The sequence below is a fragment of the Micromonospora sp. CV4 genome (assembly GCF_003667455.1).
Lineage (GTDB): Bacteria > Actinomycetota > Actinomycetes > Mycobacteriales > Micromonosporaceae > Micromonospora.
Genome location: NZ_RCVI01000140.1, coordinates 48697 through 70094 on the forward strand (window position 1 = coordinate 48697; position 21398 = coordinate 70094).

Here is a 21398-nt window from a genome sequence, read left to right on the forward strand (position 1 = left end):
TCTCCTTCGGGTCAACCGAGGAACAACTGACGGCGGGCCGCGGAGGCTTCGAACGCCTCCAGGCGGCGCTGGGTGTCGGCCGGCGCGGCGTCGCAGATCGCCTGCAACAGCACCATGGCCAGGGTCATCGGGGCGGTGTGCAGGTCGAAGACGAGCTGGGCGCCGACGGCTGCGGGGAGCACCACGTCGGAGTGTTCGGTGGCCGGGCTGACCGGCGAGTCGGTGATCGCCACCACGGTCAGCCCGGCGGCCCGCGCGTCGCGCAGCGCGTCCAGGGTCTCCCGGGGATAGCGGGGCAGCACGAAGGCCAGGACCGCCGAGGCACCGGCCTCGGCGGCCTGCTCCAGGCGGTCGGCGAGCAGGCTGCCACCGTCGTCGAGCACCCGGACGTCCGGGTGCACCTTGGCGGCGAAGTAGGCGAAGTACGCGGCCAGCGGCGCGGCGGCGCGCAGGCCGAGCACCGGTAGCGGGCGGCTGGCGGCGAGCAGCCGGCCGGTTTCGGCGATCCGGTCCCGGTCGGCGAGCTGACCGGCGAGTCGGTCCAGGTTGCCCATCTCGGCGCGGACCGCCTGCTGGAGTTCGTTGCCGGCGTCCGCCGGGCCGCCGGGGGTGGCGGTGGTGAGGTCGCGCAGCCGGCGGCGCAGCGCCGGGTAACCGTCGTGGCCGAGCGCGACGGCGAACCGGGTGACCGACGGCTGGCTGACCCCGGCCAGCTCGGCCACCTCGGCCGCGGACAGGTACGCCACGGCGGAGGCGTGCTGCACCAGGCAGTGGGCGATCCGACGCTGGGTCGGGGTGAGCCGCACGCCGTGGAACAGGCCGAGCACCCGCTCGGTGGGCGCGGCGACAGCTCCTTCATTCACGGCATGACTCTATGCATGAAAACTTTCAGAGGGCAACCGTTCCTTCGCCACACGTTCCACTGACCGGTCGGTGGGCCGACCGGTGGGCGACCGGGCGAGCGTCCCCTCTGTAGGATCCGCACGGCGGTCGAGCAGAGGAGTGCGCATGCAGTCGGTTGGCCCGTACCGGTTCACCCACATGTTGGGCACCTGCCCTGTGGGCAAGGCCTGGGCTGCCATCGACGAGCAGGGCCGTTTCGTGACCGTGGCGGTGCTGGACGCCGTGGCCGCGAGCACGCCGGGGTGGCGTGAAGCGTTCGCCGGGACAGCCAACGCCATGTCGCAGAGGCCGGGCGGCCAGGCTTTCGCGTACGCCGACTTCTTCGCCGCCGAGCCGTGGGCGGCCTATCCCGCGGAGGCCGGCCAGGGCGCCGAGAAGTTGTTCCGCGCGCTGGGGCAGGAATACCACCCGGCGCCGACGGAGAACAGCGGCTCGCCCGAGGACGGCGGCTCGACGGAGCCGGTCACCGGGGTGCCGCGGCAGGTCTCCGGACCGCCGCAGTCGGTGTCCGGCCCTCCGCAGCAGGTCTCCGCGCCACCGCAGCCGGTGTCCGGCGCCCCGCTGCCGACGTCCGGAGCACCGTTCGCGCCGTGGGCGCTGCACGCCGGCGGGCTGCCGACCGTGCCGCCCGCACCGACCCCGTCGCCCGCCACCGACGCGCCCCAGTCACCCGCGCCGGTGTCCGCCGCTCCGGCGGATCCGCCTCCCTACGACCCGTTCAACGCCTCGGCCCGGCGCATCAAGCCGTCGGAGCCGCCGCCGCGCCGTACCGGGCTCTGGGCGGGGCTGGCCGCGCTGGTGCTGGTGGCGGCCGTGGGCAGTGGAGTGGCCATCTGGTCGATCGCCGGCAAGGACCAGCCCGATCCGTACACTCCGCCGACCGCGATCGCCACGGCGTCCTCCGGTGACGCCGCGGCCGAGCCGGCCCTGAAGCCGTGGGCGCAGGCCACCCTGTACAGCCCGGAGGAGCACGCCCTCGCGGTCGCCGCGCCGTCGCTGGTCTTCATCGAGGCGGTCTTCACCGGATACGTCCGCGACACCAGGACGAACGCCCTGGTGTACCCGCGGCCCGTCTCCTTCATCCGTCGGTGCAGTGGCTTCGTGGTGAGTCCGGACGGCCACGCCGTCACCAACGGGTCCTGCGTCAAGCCGACGGAGGGGCACGCCCGCTGGCTCGCCGTCGACGCGCTGGCCAGGGTGCTCGTGCAGGAGAAGAAGCTTTCCGCCGCGCAGATCTCCACCTACATCGCCACCAACCTCGCCAAGGTGCGGTTCACCGGCGTGGAGCCGACCACCGAGCCGACCAGCGCGGTGTACGGCCAGCTCAACACCGCGAAGGGCAACGTGACGGAGGCGCCGGCCATCCCGGCCGAGATCGTCCGGAGCCTGCCCGAGGACAGCGGCAACACCGCACTGATCAAGCTCGCCCAGGGCGGTCTGCCCGCGGTGGAACTCAACCCGTCCGCCAGCCTGGCGGCGGACGCCTCGGTGCGCATCCTCGCCTTCACGACCACCGACGTCGTCTTCCGCAACGCCACCTACCGTCCCCAGTCCAAGCTGGTGACGATCACCGGTACGAGCGAGCGCGGACCTGTCTCGTTCTACCTCATCAACGAGGATCTCGGCACGGTGTCACACGGGGGCATCGCCCTCGATCCCGCCGGTCGGGTGGCCGGCCTGATCTACCAGGATCAGGCGAGTCCGGACCGCGCGAACCGAGCGGTGCTGCCGGCGTCGACGATCGCCGCGCTGCTGGCCGAGGCCGGGGTCGGAAACGCGCTCGGCGACTCCGACAAGCTCTACCGCGGCGGGCTGGACGCGTACTTCGGCGGCGACTCGTCGAGCGCCATCACCCAGCTTGAGGGCGCTGCCGCCGCGTCGCCCGCCAACCTGCTCGCGCAGGCCTACCGGCAGAACGCCGCCGAGCGTCAGCGGTTGGAGAGCGCGTCGCGGGCGCAGTCGGACACCCTCGTCCTCGTGCTGGTCGGCTCCGCGGCCGTGCTGCTCATCGCCCTTGTCGTCCTGGTCGTGATGCTCGTCCGTCGCCGCCACCACTGAGCGACCGACGACCGGACAATTTCGCCGGATCGGACACATCGGAATATAAGCGTTGATGGTCCGTCTCGGCGATCACTCTCATTGGTCATTCCCGCAGTGAAAAAACCGTGCCGCCCAAAAAGTCAGATGTTCGGGTGAGTTCGAATCCACCGGACGGCGTGCCGTGGCCGGCCGGCCCTTGCCAGGGTCTGCACGTGGGCTGATCCGAGCGGTGACCAGCGAAATCCCTTGGTGGGCAAGCGATTTCCGCTCGACTTCACGACGCCCGGCAGGTGATGGTGTGCCGATGCGGCGATCGCTATACTCCGTCTTGTTGCGCGATGGATCTTCATTGTCGTCGATCGAGGGAACGGTCCTGCGAACGCGTCGCTGAAAATCGCTGCGAATGGTGGCTTTCATGGGGGTGGCGAAGGTGAGCGTGTCGGATCGTCGTGTCTTGTGGACTGGCGGGGCTGGCCGGCTGAGCGGTCAAGGCAGTCCGGGCGGGCTGCGAAACGGCGTCCGTCCGTGACGAACCACCCCGCATACTCGCCCCCCTCCTTGCGTGACGCCGCTGGCAGCACACTCCCCTCCGGTGACCGGCCTCCGCTGCCGATGATCGATGGGCCCACGGTGCCGTCGATGCCGGCCGTCGGCGCCTCGACCCTCCCGCTCACCCGTGTGGCGGACCAGGTGACCCCGGCGATCTCGGTCTGCATCGCCGTCCGGGACCGGCCCGAGCTCCTGGTGAAGTCCATCCAGAGCGTGCTCGCCGGCAGTTTCGACGATTTCGAGCTCATCGTGGTCGACGACGGTTCGGCCGTACCCGCTCAGGACGGGTTGGCCGAGGCGGGCCTGCTCGCCGACCCGCGGATCCGCCTCATCCGGCAGCAGCCCACGGGGATCAGCGCCGCGCGCAACGCTGCCCTGCGCGTCGCGCGCGGCAGGTTCATCACCGTGCTCGACTCGGACGACGAGTTGGCCCCCGACGGTCTGGCCCGGATGCAGGAATTCATCGCACGGACGGGTGCGCGCTGGGTCTACACGGACTACGAGGAGATCGTTGGCGGTTCGGCGAAGGTGATCAGGCTCCCCTCCTATCCGGATGCCCGTCGCATGCTCCGGTCCGTGCTGACCCGGCCCCGGCTGCCCTTCAAGCACTCCGGCATGACGATCGACCGTGAGCTGCTGCTACAGCTCGGCGGGTACGACGAGCAGATGTCCATCAAGGTGGATGTCGAACTGGTCCTGCGCGCCCTCAGCAACGGGGTCCACCTGCGGCGACTCGACGAGCCGATCGTTCGATTCCATCGGCACAGCGGCAGCATCAGCCGGCGGCGCATCGCCGGCCTCGTCGCCTGGCGCAAGATGATCAAGATGTACAGCCGTCCGCGTGTTCCGGGGCTCGCCCTGGCCGTCGTGACGGTGCGCGCGGTGAGTGAGATCGGCAAATGGTTGGTCACGGCCCTCGGGCGGTGATCCGCCCCTGCACGGGACGGCGTCGTCGACCGCATGGATCGGCTCCGCCGTCGATGGCTCCACGCCGGTCGAGCGGCACCGCGAGAAGCCGACTCATGACGCTCTGACATCCCGGAGCTGTCGGCGTGGCGCGATACCTCGAAGGACTGATCGGATCACAGCAGGAGCGCCCGAACCGCCACTAGGCAGGACGCCTTTCTGCCGCATAGGGTGCACGTCGCGATCTCCCGACGGGGGCGATGTGGGAAAGGAAGGTCGTGTCCGCGCACACTCAGTTCCTCACGGCTGTCACACCACAGCAGACACCGAGGTTCGATCCCGATCTGGGGGTGATCACGCCTCCCTCCAACGGCATGGCACGGTCCGTGTTCGCACGCCCGGTCGCACCGCGGGCCAACTGGCGACGGCGCTACGTGGCCTGGCTGGTCCTGCTCGACGCGCTCGCGGCCCTGGCCGCCAGCCGGACGGTCGTCGCCCTGCTGGCCGAGGCCGACGCCGGCTTCTGGGACCAGCGGGTGCTCGGGAACGTCAGCTCCTTCACCCTCGTGGCGAACATCGGCGTCCCCCTCGGTTGGTTGCTCCTGCTCGTCGCCGCCGGGGCGTACGACCAGCGTGCGCTCGGGCTGGGCACCGAGGAGCTCAAGCGGGTGGCCCGGGCCAACCTCGCGATGGCCGCCACGGTCTCGTTCCTCGCCCTCGGCTTCAAGAAGGACCTGTCCCGGGCGACGGTCGCCGCGATCATCATCTGCCTGCTGCTCTACACCCTGGTGGCTCGCTTCGCCGCTCGGGTCGTGCTGCGCCGGATCCGGCGCACCGGGCGGGCGTCGCAGAAGGTGCTGCTGGTCGGCCGGCTTTCCGACGCGCTCGCGCTGCACGAGGTGGTGACCCGCAACTACGGCGCCGGGCTCCACCCGATCGCCATCCACCTGCCACATCACCCCCGACCGGGCGAGCGGGTGAACGCCCCGGTGCCGGTCTACGTGGGCTGGGACCTGGTGCCGCTGGTCCAGCAGCTCGGCGCGGACACCATCGCGGTCTGCGGCCCCGCCAGCCTGGAGTCGTACGAGCTGCGCAAGCTCGCCTGGCAGTTGGAGGGCACCGGCCTGAACCTGGTGGTGGTTCCCCAGGTCACCGACGTCACCGGCCCGCGCATCCACGTCCGGCCGATCGAGGGCCTTCCCCTGCTCAATGTGGACGAGCCCACCATCTCCGGCCTGTCGCTGCTGGCCAAGACCGTGCTCGACCGGTTCACCGCACTGCTCGGGCTGGTGCTGCTGAGCCCGGTGCTGCTCGCCATCGCCCTGGCCATCAAGTTCAGTGACCCGGGGCCGGTGATGTTCCGGCAGACCCGGATCGGTCACGAGGGCCGCGCTTTCAAGGTCTGGAAGTTCCGGACCATGTACACCGACGCCGAGCAGCGGCTGGCCGCCCTGCAGCATCGCAACGAGAGCGACGGCCTGCTGTTCAAGATGAAGGACGACCCTCGGGTCACCCCCATCGGCCGGCACCTGCGGGCGCTCTCGCTGGACGAGCTGCCCCAGCTGATCAACGTGCTGCGGGGGCAGATGTCACTGGTGGGCCCGCGCCCGCTGCCCACCGAGGACGACGACTACCGCGGTGACGTCCGCCGGCGGCTGCTGGTGCGGCCGGGCATCACCGGCCTCTGGCAGATCTCCGGCCGCTCCGACCTGACCTGGGACGACGCGGTCCGGCTGGACCTGCACTACGTGGACAACTGGTCGCTGGTGTACGACCTCGCCATCCTGTGGAAGACGGTCAGCGTGGTGCTGGCCCGGCGGGGCGCGTACTGATCCGGAGTTCCGGAGACGTCGAGGGGCGGTGGCCTTCCGGCCACCGCCCGTCAGTGTTCGTGCCGCCGCCCGCCACCGGCAAAGCGCCGGCGGGCGGAGGGACCTACGGCTTCTTCGCGCCGGCGAGGATGTCCGGGACCGCGTCCCGGCGCACCGCGTCGTAGAACGACTTGACCCGGTTCGTGTCGGCCAGGACGACGCTCTCCGAACCGATCCGGCCGGTGCCCTTGGTGGGGCTGGTGACGAAGGTCAGGTTGCTGCCGCGGACGCCGCGCATCTGGTTGGCCGTCTCCAGCAGGGACAGCTCCTTGTCCACCGACACCGAGTTCGAGGTGGCCTTGAGGAACGAGTTCAGCTTGCCGGGGTTGGTCAGGAGGCCACCGGAGGAGGCCTTGTCGATGATCGCCTTGATGACCTGCTGCTGGTGCCGGATCCGGGCGAAGTCACCGTCCGCGAACTGCTTGCGCTGGCGTGCGTAGTCGAGCGCCGCCTCGCCGTCCATCCGCTGCATTCCCTTCTCGAACGTGCGGAACGGCGCGTGGATCGAGGTGAACCGCTTCTCCGAGTTGACCTCGATGCCGCCCAGCGCGTCGATGATTTCCTTGAACCCGGCGAAGTCGATCAGAGCCACGTGGTCCACCCGTACCTTGGTGAACGACTCCACGGTCTGCACCATGAGCGGCACGCCGCCCCAGGCGTACGCGGCATTGATCTTGGCGTCCCGGCCGCCGTTGTTGCCGTCCGCGGATCGCGGCACCGACACCCAGGTGTCCCGGGGAATCGAGATCAGCTGGGCGCTGGACCGGTCCTTCGGCAGGTGGGCGAGGATGATCGTGTCGGTCCGCGAGCCGGAGGTCTTCTCCGGGTCACGCGAGTCGCTGCCCAGGATCATGATGTTCATCGCGCCCTCGACCGCCGCCTGCGGGCGACCCTCCTCCGGCACACCCTGGAACGCGTCCACGCGATCGATGTCACCCTCGACCGAACGCAGGTAAAGGCCGCCGGCGATCACCCCTCCTCCCCCCACCAGCGTCACCACCAGCAGGCTGATCAGGAGAATCCGCCGCCAGCGGCGTCGTTGGGGTGGCTGCGGGCCAACCGGCTCGCCGTCGTCCACTCGCAGTGGCTGGCCGGCGGTCCCGGTCGAGTAGTACGCGCCGGGCTGCGCGGTCTCATTGTGACGTGGCATGGCGCGATGCTACTGACTCGGCTTTCGGCCCGAGTACCCTCGTCCGGCCGGCACCGCCCGCCGACGGGTTGAACTGTCGACCGAACTCAATGGCAACAACCCCTGCCGCAAGGCCCGCCGGCCTGATAAGAAGCTCCGGTGGACGCAACGAAGCTCCGACGGGCCATCGCCCGCACCCCGCTCGCGCCCGTCGCCGCCTTCCCGAAACGGCTGGCCCGTGTCGCCCGGCACGACGCCAAGGTGCTGCGCACCTCGGCCCGATGGCTGGTCACCTCGCGGGAACACCACAACTACACCTACGACCTGACCAAACTCAGCCGCCACCACCTGGCCTGGTTCGTCAGCGTGATCTGCGACCGCCCGGTCGAGCAGGTCCGCGGCTGGTTCGACGAGGTCGAGTCCGACCAACCCCTGCGACAGCACATCGAGCAGGCCACGGCGGGCTCCGCCCGGCGGGGGCTGGCCGACCGGCAGGTCCGCTACGCCCGCCGGATCGGCTGGTACGCGATGGTCCGGGCCACCCGCCCCGCACACGTGGTGGAGACCGGCGTCGACAAGGGGCTGGGCAGCTGCGTCCTGGCCGCGGCGCTGCTGCGCAACGCGCAGGAGGGCCACCCGGGCCGGGTCACCTCACTGGACATCAATCCCGAGGCCGGCTACCTGGCCCGCACCGCCCCCTGGTCGGAGGTGGTCGACCTGGTGATCGGCGACTCGATCGCCTCGATCGGCGCTCTGGACCGCCCGGTCGACCTCTTCCTGCACGACAGCGACCACAGCCGGGCACACGAGAAGCGCGAGTTCGACGCGGTGGAGCCGAAGCTCGCCCCCGGCGCGATCCTGCTCACCGACAACGTCACCAGCACCAATGTGCTCGCCGAACACGCCGAGCGCACCGGCCGGCGGTTCCTCGCCTACCGGGAGAGCCCCGCCAACCACTGGTACCCCGGCGACGGCATCGGCGTGGCATGGTAGCCCCGTGCGGCTGACCTCGATCCACACGTACCCCGTCAAGGGCTGCCACCGGCTCGACCACGACGACGCCCTCGTGCGGCCGTGGGGCCTGGCCGGCGACCGCCGCTGGATGGTGGTGGACGCCGACGGCGTCGGCGTCACCCAGCGGGAGACCACCCGGCTGGTCGGCCTGCGCGCCACCGTGCGCCCCGGTGGTCTCACGCTGCGCGCCGACGGTCAGCCCGACCTCGACGTGCCCGAGCCGGCCGACGGTGACCCGGTGGACGTGCGCACCTTCCGCAACCGGAAGCTTCCGGTGCCCGCGCTGCCCGCCGGCCCGGCGGCCGACGCCTGGCTCGGCGCGCTGCTCGGCCGGCCGGTCCGACTGGTCTGGTTCGCCCGGCCGACCCGACACCTCGCCGCCGCGGATCGCGAACACGACACCGGCGACCAGGTCAACTTCGCGGACGCCTACCCGCTGCTGCTGACGAACTCCGCCTCCCTCGACGCGCTCAACGACTGGCTCGCCGAGGCCGGGGAGGAACCGGTGCCGATGGCCCGGTTCCGGCCCAACCTGGTCATCGGCGGGGCCGCCGCGTGGGCCGAGGACGGCTGGGTCGGCCGGTCGCTGCGCATCGGTGACCTGCAGTTCCGTGCCGCCGGGCCATGCGACCGCTGCGTGGTGACCACGACCGACCAGGAGACCGGGGTACGCACGAAGGAGCCGCTGCGCACGCTCGGCCGGCACCGCAACGTCCACCAGAAACTCCTCTTCGGACTGCACCTCGTGCCCGTGCACGGCGGGCCCGTGGCCGTGGGCGCCCCGGTCGTCCCGGAGGTGTGACCGGTCCAGGGCTCGCCCGGGGTGAGCACGGCGATCACCGTCCGTCGACACTGTCTTAGCTTTCGCTTAGCCGGCTTGTCCGGTCGATGGCGGTTCGGGCAGCATCGCGGCGTGACGGACGGAAGCGCTCCCGGCGGCGTCGACATCGACATCGACCTCGATCTGGACCGGGCTCCGGACGACCGGCCCACGCCCTCGTCCGGCCCGATCCCCTGGCTGGTCGCCAGCGGCGTCACCGTCCTCGCGGCGGTGCTCGGGCTCACCCTGGCGCTGCGCTCCGGCTCCACTCCGGCCTGCGCCGCCGGCCGCGCGCTCGCCGCCCCGCCCACCGGCACCGCCACGCACAGCGGCAAGGCGACCTTCTACGACTCGAACGGCGCCGGCGGCAACTGCTCGAACCCGGCCGCCCCGGCCAACCGGCTCTACGTCGCGCTCGGTCCGACCGAGTACGCCGCCGGCGCCGCCTGCGGCGGGTTCCTCGACGTGACCGGTCCGAAGGGCAGCGTCCGCGTCCTGATCATGGACCAGTGCCCGGAGTGCGCACCCGGGCACCTCGACCTGTCCCGCGAGGCGTTCACCCGGATCGCCGACCCGGTCCAGGGCCTCGTACCGATCACCTACCGCGCGGTGGTCAACCCGCCGCTCCCCGGCCCGCTCACCTTCCGGATCAAAGAGGGCGCGTCGCAGTTCTGGTTCGCCGTCCGGATCGGCAATCACGGCAACCCGCTGCGCGCCGTCGAAGTCCGGCAGCGCGACAGCGGCCCGTGGCAGTCGACCGCCCGGCAGGACTACAACTACTGGCTGATCCCCTCCGGCGCCGGCGCCGGCCCGTTCACCATCCGGCTGACCGACGTGTACGGCAATCGGGCCACCGTCGCCGGCATCCGGATGGCGCCCGGTCAGATGCAGACCAGCACGGTCCGCATGTACGGGCGCGGCGCGGCAACCGCCACCTCGCGTCCGTCCGCGTCGGCGCGGCCGTCCGCCAATCGACCCGCGGCTACGCCGACGCCGGCCCGCCGCCCGGCCGAGGTGGCGAAGGCGAGCGCGTCGGTCACAGCGGTGGCCAACCCGCCGGGCACCCGGCCGGCCGGGGCCACGGCCCGCTGGTGCGCGAGCTGACCGCTCAGTCCGTGGACGTCAGGTCCAGCCACATCAGGACCTCGTCCCGGTCGTCACCGGGCGCCACCCGCAACGCGCGCGGCAGGCGACCGATCTCCCGGTACCCCAGCCGGCGGTAGAACCCGTCCAACCCCAGCCCGTCCCGCACCGTCACGTGCAGCGCCTCGTGGCCCAGCTCCCGGCCCAGCCGGGCGGCCTCGCGCATCAGCGCCGAGCCGTGGCCGGCACCCTGGGTGTCCGGGTGGACCATCACCCGCTTCAGCACGCACCAGTGCGCCTTGAGCGGGAACCGGTTGTCGCAGAAAATCGCTACACCCACCAGCCGGTCGCCGTCATATCCGACCAGCAGCCGGTCCGGTCCGTCGGCGATGCCGGCGAAGGTCGGATCGGCGGTGGCGCGGACGTCGGCCGCGGTGACCGGGGGTACGAAGCCGACCGCGCCGCCGGCGTTGCTGACATCCACCCAGAGGGCGACGATCTCGGCGCGCAGCTGCGGGGTCAGCTCGGGATCGAGGACGAAGCGCAAACTCACGCCCGCCATCCTGACCCCGCGACCAGGGCGCCGGCCCGTGATCGTGACATGCACGACAGGGCGCTTTGATCGAGCTGGGTGCCTCGTCCCGCGACGATGACGTGGGGCCGACGGGATTCGAACCCGCACTGGTACGGACCTAAACCGTATGCCTCCTGCCGTTGGGCTACGGCCCCTTGATGCTGTACTCCACCAGCGTCCACGGCCATTCTTGCCGACGAGGCAGTCGTCTGCCTATCGGGAAGCCGGTTGGAGTGACAGCGTCAGGATCGTAAACCACCCCGGGCTCCACGAGGGCGGGCCGTCGCTGACCAGCGTAGGTGGAGGTCTGGCTGTGACAGTTAGGGCACAGCAGCCGGAGGTTTCGTGGGCGGTTGTCGAGGAAGTCGCCGTTGATGTGATCCACGTGCAGCGTCAACTTGCCTCCTTGCCACGTCGAGCCGGTGCCGCAGACCTCGCAGTTCTCGGGAAGACCGATCGTGGCGAGAGCGCGCCTCAGGCGAACACCAGGGATTCGGCGGGAGCCCTCGGGAAGCACCACCAGCAACTCTTCCGGCGATGTCCGCCGCCAACGGACGCCTCGATTGTGCGCCTGGCCGGTGAAGTGGGACGTGTCGACGCCGAATCGTTTTAGCTGCCGACTGATGTGCGCGTGCGAGCCGCCGCTGACCCGGATGCCGAGCAGCCGCATCACCTCGGTGATGTTGCGAGCCGCAGCCGCCGCCGCGGCCAGCGCCTCGGGCGTGTACTTGTATCGAACCACTGACGGAACGTAGCCGCCCGGTACGACAGGTCAGTCGAGGCCGAGGTCGCGGCGGAGCTTGGCGACGTGCCCGGTGGCCTTGACGTTGTAGAGCGCCCGCTCGATCTTGCCGTCGGCGTCGATGACGAAGGTCGAGCGGATCACGCCGGTCACGGTCTTGCCGTACAGCTGCTTCTCGCCGTACGCGCCGTACGCGGTCAGCACCGCCTTGTCCACGTCCGACACGAGCGGGAACGTGATGGCGTCGCGGTCGCGGAATTTCGCCAGCTTCTCGGGCTTGTCCGGGGAGATGCCGACCACCTCGTAGCCGGCGGCCTGGAGGGAGGCGAGCGAGTCGCGGAAGTCGCAGGCCTGCTTGGTGCAGCCGGGGGTCATGGCCGCCGGGTAGGCGTAGAGGACCACCTTGCGGCCTCGCAGGTCGGCGAGGGCGAGCTGGTCGCCGGTGTCGGTGGGGAGGGTGAACTCGGGTGCGGGGTCACCGGGGGAGAGGCGGTCGGGCGCGGTCATGGCCCGACGATACCGCCGGGCGAGCCGGTGCCGCCGCAGGCGACGCGCGGAGCGGTCGCGGCCGCCGGTCGGCGGCGCCGGTCCCGAATGGTGATCAACAACATGCCTTGTTGCCAGGGTATGGCAACAACAGGGTTCGGGAAATAGGCTGACTTCCGCCGGCCCCGGACGGGTCCGCTGACGCGTGGGAGGTCGCGTGGAAACCCTGGCGATGCACATCTCGAACGGGATCATCGATGGTCCCGTCGCAGCGGTATTCGCGGCGCTCGCCCTGGCCGCGCTCACCGGCTGCGTCCTGCGCGGTCGGCGTGACCTCGACGACCGCCTGGCCCCGATGGCCGGCCTGGTGGCCGCGTTCATCTTCGCCGTCCAGATGCTCAACTTTCCGATCTTCACGGCCGGGGTGAGTGGTCACCTGCTCGGTGGCGCGCTCGCCGCGATGCTGGTCGGCCCGTGGGTCGGCGCGCTCTGCGTGTCGGTGGTGCTGGTCGTGCAGGCGCTGGTCTTCGGCGACGGGGGCGTGGCGATGCTCGGCCTCAACATCACCAACATGGCGCTGCTCGGCACCGCCGCGGCGTACGTGCTGATCGCCGTGCTGCTGCGGGTGCTGCCCCGCACGCCCGCCGGCCTGGCGGTCACCGGGTTCGTCGCCGCGATGCTCAGCGTGGTGGTCGCGTCCCAGGGCTTCGTTCTGCAGTACTGGCTGGGCGGCACCACCGACCTGGGCGGCAATCTGGCCAGCCTGGCCGGCACGATGGCCGGTGTCCACCTGCTGATCGGCATCGGTGAGGGTCTGATCACCGCCACCACCGTGGTCACCGTGGCGAAGGTGCGCCCCGACCTCGTCTACGCGCTGCGCGGGCTGCGTCCCGCGACCGTACCCACCGTTCCCGCCGTCGGAGGTGTCCGATGAAGAACCGCTCCTGGGCCTTCCTGGCCGGTGGCCTGCTGGTCGCCCTGCTGCTGGCGGGGGTGGTGAGCAACTACGCCTCGTCCCACCCGGACGGGCTGGACTCGTCGCTGCTCAAGGGATGCACCGTCGACGCCGATGACAACATCGTCGGCGGAAGCTGCCCTGCCCAGCAGGCCCGGGACCACGAGTTGGGGGACAGCCCGCTCGCCGACTACGGGGTGCGGGGCGTGGAGAACAGCTTCCTCTCCACCGGCCTCTCCGGGGTGCTCGGCGTGCTGCTCACCTTCGCGGTCGGCGCCGGTGGCTTCTGGCTGCTGCGCCGCCGTGGCACCACGACGCCCGCCGAGGGCGATGCCGCGACGTCCACCGACGACCGGCGCCACGCCGACGCCAACGGCTGAGCAGGGGTACGCGGATGGGAGCCGGTCACGGGCACGTGCTGTACCGGGAGTCCGACTCGCCGGTGCACCGGCTCCCACCCGAGGTCAAGATCGTGGCGATGGTGGTCTTCACGGTCGCCGTGGTGGCCACCCCGCGCGCCGCGTTCTGGGCCTTCGGCGCGTACGCCCTGCTGGTGGCGGTGGTGGCGGCGCTGGCCCGGGTGGGGCCGCGGTGGCTGCTCAGCCGGGCGCTGATCGAGCTGCCGTTCGTGCTGTTCGCCGTCGCGTTGCCGTTCCTCGGTGCCGGCGAGCGGGTCGAGGTGCTGGGCCTGCGGCTGTCCGAGGATGGGCTGCACGGCGCGTGGAACATCGTGGCCAAGGGCACCCTGGGCGTCCTCGCCTCGCTGCTGCTTGCCGCGACCACCACCACCCGGGACCTCATCGTCGGGCTGGACCGGCTGCACTGCCCGCAGGTGCTCACCCAGATCGCGACGTTCATGCTGCGCTACCTCGACGTGCTGGTCGGCGAGGCGCGGCGGATGCGGGTGGCCCGGATCTCCCGGGGTGACGATCCGCGTTTCCTGTGGCAGCTGCGCGGCTTCGCCGCCGGGATCGGGGCGCTGTTCCTGCGGGCGTTCGAACGCGGTGAGCGGGTCTACCTGGCGATGCTGTCCCGGGGTTACTCGGGGCGGATGCCCGAGGTCTGGCAGGGCGACGGCGCGGCGACCACCGGCCAGTGGCTGGTCGCCGCGACCGTGCCGGTGGTGGCGGCCTCCATCGCCGCCACCGCCGTCGTGCTGACATGATCGGTGTCGTGCAGACCGCTGTCTCGCTGGACGTTCGTGGCGTTCGGTACGCGTACCCGGACGGGCATGTCGCCCTGCAGGGGGTGGACCTGACCGTGCCGCGCGGGGGCCGGGTGGCCTTGCTCGGGCCCAACGGCGCCGGTAAGACCACGCTGGTGCTGCACCTCAACGGCATCCTCACCCCGACCGAGGGCACGGTGAGCGTCGGCGGCCTGACCGTGACGCCGGACCGGGCCACCCTGTCCGAGGTGCGCCGCCGGGTGGGCATCGTCTTTCAGGACCCGGACGACCAGCTCTTCCTGCCCAGCGTGGCGGAGGACGTCGCGTTCGGGCCGGCCAACCTGGGTCTGCGCGGGGCGGAGTTGGCCGCCCGGGTGGACGAGGCGCTCGCGGCGGTGGGGATGAGCGAGCACCGGGACCGGGCGCCGCAGCACCTGTCGTTCGGGCAGCGCCGCCGGGTGGCGGTGGCCACCGTGCTCGCCATGCACCCGGAGATCCTGGTGCTGGACGAGCCGTCGTCGAACCTGGACCCGGCGGCCCGGCGTGAGCTGGCCGAGATTCTGCGCGAGCTGCCGGTGACGCTGCTGATGGTGACCCACGACCTGCCGTACGCGGCGGAGCTGTGCGAGCGCTCGGTGATCCTGGACGGTGGCCGGATCGTCGCCGACGCCCCCACGCTGGACCTGCTGGCCGACTCCACGCTCCTGGCCAGCCACCGCCTCGAACTTCCGTACGGCTTCGCTCCGCGCCCCTGACCGGCGCGGGTCAGGTCTGGGCGGGGGCGGCGGTTCGGGAGGCGGCGTGCAGGCGCAGGACGCCGGCGGCGGTCGCGCCGGCGCCGGTGATCAGCACCAGCGCCACCATCACCCGGGCGACCTCGGCCGGCCAGGGCACCGGCGCGACCGACCGGGCGAACACCGCGGCGTTGGCCACCCCGGCGAAGAGCGCCAGACAGGCCCCGGCCAGCGCCACCGCGAAGTCGGCAGCCGGGCGGCGGGCCAGCGCGTAGCAACCGGCGGCGATCGCGCCGACGCCGGTGAGCAGCGACCAGACCTGTCCGGACAGCAGCCCGACCAGCACCCCGCCCATGCCCTGGGCGCCGGCGTCCAGCTCCCGGCCCACCGGGTAGAGCACGGCGACGACGCCCCCGGCGACCAGCAGCACGCCCAGCGCGGACAGCGCCCGGGCACCGGCGGGCGCGGCGGCGGCGAGCAGGCCGAGCGCGCCCACCGCGAGCAGCCCCACGATGGTCACCGCCCACCAGGTGTACGCGTCCGGCGGCGGCAGCCAGTCCAGCGTGCCGCGGATCTGCGCCGGTTCGGCGCCGTCGCGCAGCGGGATCGTCCAGTCCCGGACGCGGTGCTCGCGGTCCGGGGCGGCGCGTACCGCGTCCGGCGGTGCCGACTCCCGCCACAGCGCGCGCTGGTCGTGCCAAAGGGCCGTGGTCCCGTCGGAGATCCGCTGCCAGGACGGCGCTGCCGCCGGGTCCGCCTCGGCGGGCAGCGTGGTGTCCCCGGCGATGGTGCGGTTCAGGTACGTGGCGGGGGAGCGGGTGTTCTCGAAGATCCCGTCCGGGCCGATCCGCAGGTACGGCTCACCGGAGTAGCCGATCACCTCGATCGGGCGGCCGGTGCGGTTGGTCAGCTCCAGTCGGGCGCCCGCCTCGACCACCCGTACCTCCAGCCCGGGTCGGGCCGGGGTGACGCCGGTGGTCCGGGTGCGGTAGTCGCTGCCGTCCGGGGCGTCGGCGCCGTGCGCGGCGGCGGGCGCCGCGGTGAGCAGGGTGGCCGCGCAGGCGGCGGCGGCGACCAGGCCGGCGCGGGCCAGCAGGGTACGGATCACCTGCCGGCCGCCGCCACGGCCGCGGTGAGGCCCTGCGGGCTGCGGTCGGCGAGTGGCTGACCGTTGACCAGGATGGTCGGTGTGCCGGTGACGTCGCTCCGGCTCGCCTCGTCGGTGACGTGCTCGGTCCACGTCCGGTACGTGCTGTCCTTGACGCAGACGCCGAACGAGCCCCGGTCCAGCCCCACCCCGGCGCCGATGTCGATCAACTGGTCGTCGGTGAGCCCGGCGCTGCCTTCCGGCGGCTGCTGGTCGAAGAGCGCCTTGGCGTACTCGCGGAACTTGCCGCCGGCCGCGGCGCAGCCGGAGGCGGCCGAGGAGCGGGTGGAGTATTCGGTGGTGGAGAAGCGGTTGAGGTACGCCACCGGGTGGTAGACCACCTTCGCCTTGTTCTCGGCCACCAACTGCTCCAGGGTCGCCCCGCTGGTCTGCTCGAACTGTTTGCAGGCCGGGCAGAGGAAGTCCTCGTAGACGTCGACGGTGACCGGCCCGCCGCCGGTGACGATGCCGGTGCCGTCCGCGTTGGCGCCGGGCGGGGTGGTGAAGTCGTCCGAGCGCTGGCTGGACCAGACACTCCAGCCGATCAGGCCGGCGATGACCAGCACGGCGACGGCGGCGGCGGAGACCCAGAGGGTGCGGCGGCGGCGCCGCTCGCGGGCCAGCTGCTGGCGGACCACCCGGGCCGCGTCCCGCTGCCCCTTGCGACTACTCATCCTCGTCCTCCACGGCGGGTTCACCGGACAACCACCCGTCCACTGAGACGGGCGTACGCGGCCAGATCAGCAGAAAACCAGCCAGCACCAAGAATCCCAGGTCGCGCAGGATCTCCGGGAGGTAACTGGGTGCCTGCCCCTCGGCGAGCTGCCCGCCGCTGCCGAAGCAGCCACAGTCGATGGCCAGGCCACGCGCCCAGGCCGAGGCGATCCCCGCGACGAAGACCACCAGCAGGGCCGCCGAGACTCCCGCGCTGAGCCGGGTGGCCAGCCCGAGCAGCAGCAGCACGCCCAGCGCCAACTCGACGAAGGGCAGCGCGGCGCCGACCACGGTCGCCACGTCGTACGGCAGCACCTGGTAGGCGTTCACGGCCCGGCCGGAGGCGGCCAGGTCGCCGACCTTCGACGCGCCGGCGACCAGCCAGACGGCGGCGAGGCCGAGTCGGGCCGCGACACCGAGCCAGGGCCGGACGGCGGCCCAGCGACCGGCGCGGGTCCAAGGTGCTGTCACGGTCATTGGTCGTCCCGTCGTCGCCGGAAGTTCCCGCTCAGCCGGTCAGGGCGTCGCCGACCGCCTCGACCAGGTCGTCGCGGGCCCGGGCGACCCGGGATCGGATGGTGCCCACCGGCACCCCCTCGACGGCGGCGGCCTCGGCGTACGACAGGCCGAGCAGTTGGGTGAGCACGAACGCGGCCCGCCGCTCGGCGCTCAACCGGCGGACCAGGTCGGCGGCGCCGAGCTGCCCGGCCGGGTCCGGGTGCGGGCGGTCGGTGTACGCGTTCGCCGCGAGCCGCTCGTCGAGCCGTCGACGGCGGATCACCGTGCGCAGGTGGTCGGCGCAGGTCCGTCGGGCGATGCCGAGCAGCCAGGTGCGGGCGCTGGAACGACCCTCGAACGCGGGCAGCGCCCGGAACGCCCGCAGGTAGGTCTCCTGCGTCAGATCGTCGGCGCTGTCCGGGTCCACCAGGGCGGCGGTGAAGCGCCAGACCTCGGCCTGGGTCGACCGGACGAAGGCCGCCTGGGCGGTCGGGTCGCCGTCGCGCGCGGTCAACGCCCACTCGGTGGCCGGATCCCGGGCACCGCCTTCCGCCGGGTCGGCCGGACCGGCGGCACCGGTGTCACGCGGGACGGGGATCACGACAAACCAGGTTACGCGGCGCCCGGGGCGTCGGCGGAGCCCTTGGGCTCATGAATGTTCTGCGCCACGTCGGGAACTTTTCCCCGCCATGGGCCGACTACCCCGTCATGACTTGCGACCACGTACGCGCGGCGCTGTCGGCGCGCCTGGACGGGGAGGACCCGCAGGCGTCCCCGGCGGCGCTGGACGCCCACACCGCCACCTGCGCCGGTTGCCGCGCCTGGCTGGCGAGCGCAGAGCAGGTGACCCGGCTGGTCCGGGTGCAGCCGGTGGAGGTGCCCGACCTCACCGCGGCGGTGCTGGCCGCGGTCGCCGCCGATTCCGCCCACCGGAGCCCGGCCGCCGTCCGGCGGGCCCGCCGGCAGGTGCTGCGGATCGCGGTGGCGGTGGCCGCGGTGGCGCAGTTGGCCATCGCGCTGCCGATCCTGCTCGCCGGGCTGGGCGTGTCGGTGGACCCGCACACCAGCCGGGAGATGGCCTCGTTCGACGTGGCGCTGGCCGTGGGCTTCGCACTGGCCGCCTGGCGGCCCGAGCGGGCACGAGCGTTCCTGCCGGTGGCTCTGGTGCTGGCGGTCTGCCTGGCCGGCACCAGCGTGGTGGACATCGCCAACTCGACCACCGCGCTGATGCACGAGGTCGGCCACCTGGCCGCCGTGGTGCAGGCGGGTCTGTTGTGGGCGCTGGTTCGTACCGGCGGGGAGGACCGGCCGCTCACGCCGGTGCTGGCGGTGGGACGCGGCTGAATGACTCAGCAGACTCGGGTCGCCGAGATCCACTCTCGTCGGCGAGCATGGCCAGCATGACTGTCGCCCCCCGCCGCTGGCTCGCCCGGTTGGCCGCCACCGCCGGCCTTCTGGTCACCGTCGTCCTCCTCCTGATCGCCCCGGCCACTCCCGCCAGCGCCCACGCGGTGCTGCAGAGCAGCAGCCCGGCCGCCTCGTCGGTGGTGCCGACCGGGCCGGCCGAGGTGGTCCTCACGTTCAGCGAGTCCGTCCGCAAGGTTCCTGGCAAGATCCGCGTCATCGCGCCGGACGGCTCCCGCGCCGACCGGGGTGAGCCACGTTTCGACGGCGGCACCGTGACCATCCCGGTCGATCCGGCCGGCGAGCGCGGCACCTACCTGGTCAGCTTCCGGGTGATCTCCGCCGACAGCCACCCGGTCTCCGGCGCGTTCACCTACTCGGTCGGCGCGCCCTCGACACCGCCGGCCGACACCGGTGACGACAGCCGGGCCAACCCGGTGGTGGGCAACGCGGTGAAGGTGGCGCGTTTCCTCGGGTATGCCGGCCTGGTGCTGCTGGTCGGCCCGGCGCTGGTGCTCGCCGCGCTGTGGCCACGACGGCTGTCCCGGCGGGGACCGGCCCGCCTGGCCTGGACCGGCCTCGGTCTCGTGGCGGTCGCCACCCTCGCCGACCTGTGGCTGCAGGTGCCCTACACCGCCGGCGGTGGCCTCTTCGAGGTGACCGGCGAGGGGTTCGGCAGCGTGTTCGGCAGCGCTTTCGGCGCCGCCCACCTGGTCCGGCTCGGCCTGCTGGCGGCCGCGGCGTTCCTGCTCCGGCCGTTGCTGACCGGGCCGTCCGGGCGCACCGACGCGATCATCCTGGCCGTGCTCGGCGGCGCGGCCCTGCTGACCTGGCCGCTGGCCGGGCACCCGGCGGCCTCCCCGGCCCCGGCGGTCTCCGTGGTGGTCGACGCGGTCCACCTGGGCAGCATGGCCGTCTGGCTGGGCGGCCTGTTGATGCTCGCGGCCTTCCTGCTGCGCCAGGCCGACGAGCGGGAGCTGGGCGCGATCCTGCCGATCTGGTCGCGCTGGGCGGCGCTCGCCGTCTCGGCGTTGCTGCTGGCCGGCACCGTCCAGGCGCTGATCGAGGTGGCCACCCTCGACGCCCTGATCAACACCACGTACGGGCGGCTGCTGCTGGCCAAGATCGGGCTGTTCGCGCTGGTGATCGCCGTGGCCGCGTACTCCCGGCAGTTGGTGCGCCGACGCACCGCGGCGCAGCGACCCGTGCCGGTGCGCCGGGCGGTCCTGGTGGAACTGGCCGTCACCGTGGTGGTGCTCGGCCTGTCCGCGACCCTGGTGCAGACCACGCCCGCCCGCACCGCCGTGGCCGAGCCGTCCGGCACCCAGGCCGGTCTCTTCTCCACCACCCTGTCCAGCCCGCTCTTCACCCTCCAGGTCGAGTTGGACCCGGCCGAGCGGGGCAACAACTCGATGCACCTGTACGCGTACACCAAGGACAACCAGCCGCAGCCCGTGGCGGAGTGGCAGGCGACCGCCGCGCTGCCCTCGGCCGGGATCGAGCCGATCGAGGTCCCGTTGCTGCCGCTGACGGACAACCACGCCTACGGGGACGTCAGCCTGCCTGCCGCCGGCGACTGGCAACTGAAGATCACCGTTCGCACGTCCGACATCGACCAGGCCACGGTGACCGCCACCGTGCCCATCCGTTAGAGAGGCTCCCGAAACCCATGACCCGTCTCCGGCGTACCGCAACCGCCGCCACCGCCCTGGCGTTCACCGCCGTCGCGACCGCCGTGCTCGGCTTCGCCGGGCCGGCCTCCGCCCACGTCACGGTGAACCCGAAGGAGGCGACCCAGGGCGGGTACGCCCGGGTGGCGTTCCGCGTGCCCAACGAGAGCGACAGCGCGTCGACCACCAAGCTGGAGGTGGTGCTGCCGGAGAACGCCCCGGTCGGCTCGGTGTCGACCATGCCGGTGCCCGGCTGGACGGTGGCCGTGGAGAAGCGCAAGGTCGACCCGCCGATCGAGGTGCACGGCAGCCCGATCACCGAGGCGGTCTCCAAGCTGACCTGGACCGCGACCGGTGACGCGGGTGTGAAGCCGGGCCAGTTCCAGGAGTTCCCGGTCTCGATGGGGCCGCTGCCGCAGGTCGACTCGATGATCTTCAAAACCCTGCAGACCTACTCGGACGGCAACGTGTCGCGCTGGATCGACGAGCCGACCGCGGGGGGCGAGGAGCCGGAGCACCCGGCGCCGGTGCTCACCCTGACCGCCGCCGCGCCGTCGGGGTCGGCTGCGCCGTCCGCCCCGGCCGCGGCAGCCGCGGCGACGACCGACGATGACGACGACGAGGGCGAGGGCGTCGCGGTCGGCCTCGGCGTCGCCGGTCTGGTCGCCGGCCTCGCTGGGCTGGTGCTGGGCGGGCTGGCGTTCGTCCGCACCCGTCGGGAGCCGGTCGCCAAGTCCTGACCCACCGCTCACCCGCTGGCCCGCCGGAGAATCCGGCGGGCCAGCGTGCTTTCCCCGGGACGGGGCCGACCGTGCGGCGGATATCCCCTGATCAGACGGTGTACGTCGGTAAGGTCGGCCGGGTATCTGGCTACGGAGGGGGACGGTGCGAATGCGTTTCGTGCGGGGGATCGCTGGGGTGCTGCTGTTGGTCATCGGGATTCCGGCGCTCTTCGCCGGTGGCGCGCTCTGGCTCGTGACCCGGCACGCCGACC

Annotated in this window: 23 protein-coding genes and 1 tRNA gene; 13 read left to right on the forward strand and 11 right to left on the reverse strand. The window is 72.3% G+C overall.

Going from position 1 to position 21398, the window contains the following annotated elements; genetic code table 11:
• Positions 1–11: 11 nt before the first annotated feature.
• Positions 12–863 carry a MurR/RpiR family transcriptional regulator gene (locus EAD98_RS01955; protein WP_121652363.1) on the reverse strand — a complete coding sequence of 284 codons (852 nt, stop codon included), beginning with the start codon at positions 861–863 and terminating at the stop codon, positions 12–14.
• 145 nt (positions 864–1008) lie between these two features.
• Between EAD98_RS01955 and EAD98_RS01960 the strand changes: the two genes are divergently transcribed.
• Positions 1009–2961, forward strand: a complete 1953-nt coding sequence (locus EAD98_RS01960) for a trypsin-like peptidase domain-containing protein (protein WP_121652364.1) — start codon at positions 1009–1011, stop codon at positions 2959–2961.
• Between the two features lie 78 nt (positions 2962–3039).
• On the opposite strand, the gene EAD98_RS30640 is transcribed toward EAD98_RS01960, so the two are convergent.
• The gene (locus EAD98_RS30640; RefSeq protein WP_147457315.1) at positions 3040–3360 is read right to left on the reverse strand and encodes a hypothetical protein; all 321 of its coding nucleotides are present in this window, start codon (positions 3358–3360) and stop codon (positions 3040–3042) included.
• A 222-nt stretch (positions 3361–3582) separates the two neighbouring features.
• On the opposite strand from EAD98_RS30640, the gene EAD98_RS01965 reads away from it, so the two are divergent.
• A complete protein-coding gene (locus EAD98_RS01965; protein WP_158609758.1) occupies positions 3583–4419 on the forward strand; it encodes a glycosyltransferase in 837 nt (278 codons plus the stop codon).
• Between the two features lie 353 nt (positions 4420–4772).
• The gene (locus EAD98_RS01970; RefSeq protein WP_233583679.1) at positions 4773–6230 is read left to right on the forward strand and encodes a sugar transferase; all 1458 of its coding nucleotides are present in this window, start codon (positions 4773–4775) and stop codon (positions 6228–6230) included.
• A 103-nt stretch (positions 6231–6333) separates the two neighbouring features.
• Here EAD98_RS01970 and EAD98_RS01975 read toward each other — a convergent pair whose 3' ends face one another.
• Positions 6334–7419, reverse strand: coding sequence for an LCP family protein (locus EAD98_RS01975; protein WP_121652367.1), 1086 nt, complete (start codon positions 7417–7419; stop codon positions 6334–6336).
• 138 nt (positions 7420–7557) lie between these two features.
• Between EAD98_RS01975 and EAD98_RS01980 the strand changes: the two genes are divergently transcribed.
• The 3 genes from EAD98_RS01980 to EAD98_RS01990 all read left to right on the forward strand — a co-directional run bounded on the left by EAD98_RS01980 (position 7558) and on the right by EAD98_RS01990 (position 10336).
• Positions 7558–8391 carry a class I SAM-dependent methyltransferase gene (locus EAD98_RS01980; protein ID WP_121652368.1) on the forward strand — a complete coding sequence of 278 codons (834 nt, stop codon included), beginning with the start codon at positions 7558–7560 and terminating at the stop codon, positions 8389–8391.
• Between the two features lie 4 nt (positions 8392–8395).
• Positions 8396–9214, forward strand: a complete 819-nt coding sequence (locus tag EAD98_RS01985) for an MOSC domain-containing protein (RefSeq protein WP_121652369.1) — start codon at positions 8396–8398, stop codon at positions 9212–9214.
• Between the two features lie 111 nt (positions 9215–9325).
• The gene (locus tag EAD98_RS01990) at positions 9326–10336 is read left to right on the forward strand and encodes an expansin EXLX1 family cellulose-binding protein (RefSeq protein ID WP_233583680.1); all 1011 of its coding nucleotides are present in this window, start codon (positions 9326–9328) and stop codon (positions 10334–10336) included.
• 4 nt (positions 10337–10340) lie between these two features.
• Here the strand turns inward: EAD98_RS01990 and EAD98_RS01995 are convergent, their stop codons facing one another.
• The 4 genes from EAD98_RS01995 to bcp all read right to left on the reverse strand — a co-directional run bounded on the left by EAD98_RS01995 (position 10341) and on the right by bcp (position 12138).
• Positions 10341–10877, reverse strand: a complete 537-nt coding sequence (locus EAD98_RS01995; protein WP_121652370.1) for a GNAT family N-acetyltransferase — start codon at positions 10875–10877, stop codon at positions 10341–10343.
• A gap of 93 nt (positions 10878–10970) precedes the next feature.
• Positions 10971–11044: transfer RNA gene (locus tag EAD98_RS02000), tRNA-Leu, on the reverse strand.
• Complete coding sequence (locus tag EAD98_RS02005; protein WP_199723233.1) at positions 11035–11631, reverse strand: HNH endonuclease; 597 nt, start codon at positions 11629–11631, stop codon at positions 11035–11037. The genes EAD98_RS02000 and EAD98_RS02005 overlap by 10 nt, the downstream gene beginning before the upstream one ends.
• A gap of 30 nt (positions 11632–11661) precedes the next feature.
• The gene (gene bcp / locus EAD98_RS02010; RefSeq protein WP_121652371.1) at positions 11662–12138 is read right to left on the reverse strand and encodes a thioredoxin-dependent thiol peroxidase; all 477 of its coding nucleotides are present in this window, start codon (positions 12136–12138) and stop codon (positions 11662–11664) included.
• 196 nt (positions 12139–12334) lie between these two features.
• Between bcp and EAD98_RS02015 the strand changes: the two genes are divergently transcribed.
• The 4 genes from EAD98_RS02015 to EAD98_RS02030 are packed head-to-tail and all read left to right on the forward strand — an operon-like array spanning position 12335 to position 14992.
• Entirely contained in the window at positions 12335–13051 is a 717-nt protein-coding gene (locus EAD98_RS02015; RefSeq protein WP_121652372.1) for an energy-coupling factor ABC transporter permease, read from the forward strand.
• The gene (locus tag EAD98_RS02020; protein ID WP_121652373.1) at positions 13048–13452 is read left to right on the forward strand and encodes a PDGLE domain-containing protein; all 405 of its coding nucleotides are present in this window, start codon (positions 13048–13050) and stop codon (positions 13450–13452) included. The genes EAD98_RS02015 and EAD98_RS02020 overlap by 4 nt, the downstream gene beginning before the upstream one ends.
• A gap of 14 nt (positions 13453–13466) precedes the next feature.
• Positions 13467–14237 (forward strand): cobalt ECF transporter T component CbiQ, encoded by a 771-nt coding sequence (gene cbiQ, locus EAD98_RS02025; protein WP_121652374.1) that lies wholly within the window; start codon positions 13467–13469, stop codon positions 14235–14237.
• Positions 14234–14992, forward strand: coding sequence for an energy-coupling factor ABC transporter ATP-binding protein (locus EAD98_RS02030; RefSeq protein WP_121652375.1), 759 nt, complete (start codon positions 14234–14236; stop codon positions 14990–14992). Before cbiQ ends, EAD98_RS02030 begins: the two co-directional genes overlap by 4 nt.
• 10 nt (positions 14993–15002) lie before the next feature.
• Here EAD98_RS02030 and EAD98_RS02035 read toward each other — a convergent pair whose 3' ends face one another.
• The 4 genes from EAD98_RS02035 to EAD98_RS02050 are packed head-to-tail and all read right to left on the reverse strand — an operon-like array spanning position 15003 to position 17931.
• A complete protein-coding gene (locus tag EAD98_RS02035) occupies positions 15003–16079 on the reverse strand; it encodes a hypothetical protein (protein WP_121652376.1) in 1077 nt (358 codons plus the stop codon).
• Positions 16076–16792, reverse strand: a complete 717-nt coding sequence (locus tag EAD98_RS02040) for a thioredoxin domain-containing protein (protein ID WP_121652377.1) — start codon at positions 16790–16792, stop codon at positions 16076–16078. The genes EAD98_RS02035 and EAD98_RS02040 overlap by 4 nt, the downstream gene beginning before the upstream one ends.
• On the reverse strand, positions 16785–17309 hold the full coding sequence (locus EAD98_RS02045) for a MauE/DoxX family redox-associated membrane protein (protein ID WP_121652378.1): 525 nt from the start codon (positions 17307–17309) through the stop codon (positions 16785–16787). The genes EAD98_RS02040 and EAD98_RS02045 overlap by 8 nt, the downstream gene beginning before the upstream one ends.
• 31 nt (positions 17310–17340) lie before the next feature.
• Complete coding sequence (locus tag EAD98_RS02050; RefSeq protein WP_121652379.1) at positions 17341–17931, reverse strand: sigma-70 family RNA polymerase sigma factor; 591 nt, start codon at positions 17929–17931, stop codon at positions 17341–17343.
• A gap of 107 nt (positions 17932–18038) precedes the next feature.
• On the opposite strand from EAD98_RS02050, the gene EAD98_RS02055 reads away from it, so the two are divergent.
• The 3 genes from EAD98_RS02055 to EAD98_RS02065 are packed head-to-tail and all read left to right on the forward strand — an operon-like array spanning position 18039 to position 21144.
• On the forward strand, positions 18039–18674 hold the full coding sequence (locus tag EAD98_RS02055; protein WP_158609759.1) for a zf-HC2 domain-containing protein: 636 nt from the start codon (positions 18039–18041) through the stop codon (positions 18672–18674).
• Positions 18675–18721: 47 nt separating this feature from the next.
• The gene (locus tag EAD98_RS02060; protein ID WP_121652381.1) at positions 18722–20386 is read left to right on the forward strand and encodes a copper resistance CopC/CopD family protein; all 1665 of its coding nucleotides are present in this window, start codon (positions 18722–18724) and stop codon (positions 20384–20386) included.
• A gap of 17 nt (positions 20387–20403) precedes the next feature.
• Positions 20404–21144 carry a YcnI family protein gene (locus EAD98_RS02065; protein WP_121652382.1) on the forward strand — a complete coding sequence of 247 codons (741 nt, stop codon included), beginning with the start codon at positions 20404–20406 and terminating at the stop codon, positions 21142–21144.
• Positions 21145–21398: the final 254 nt, after the last annotated feature.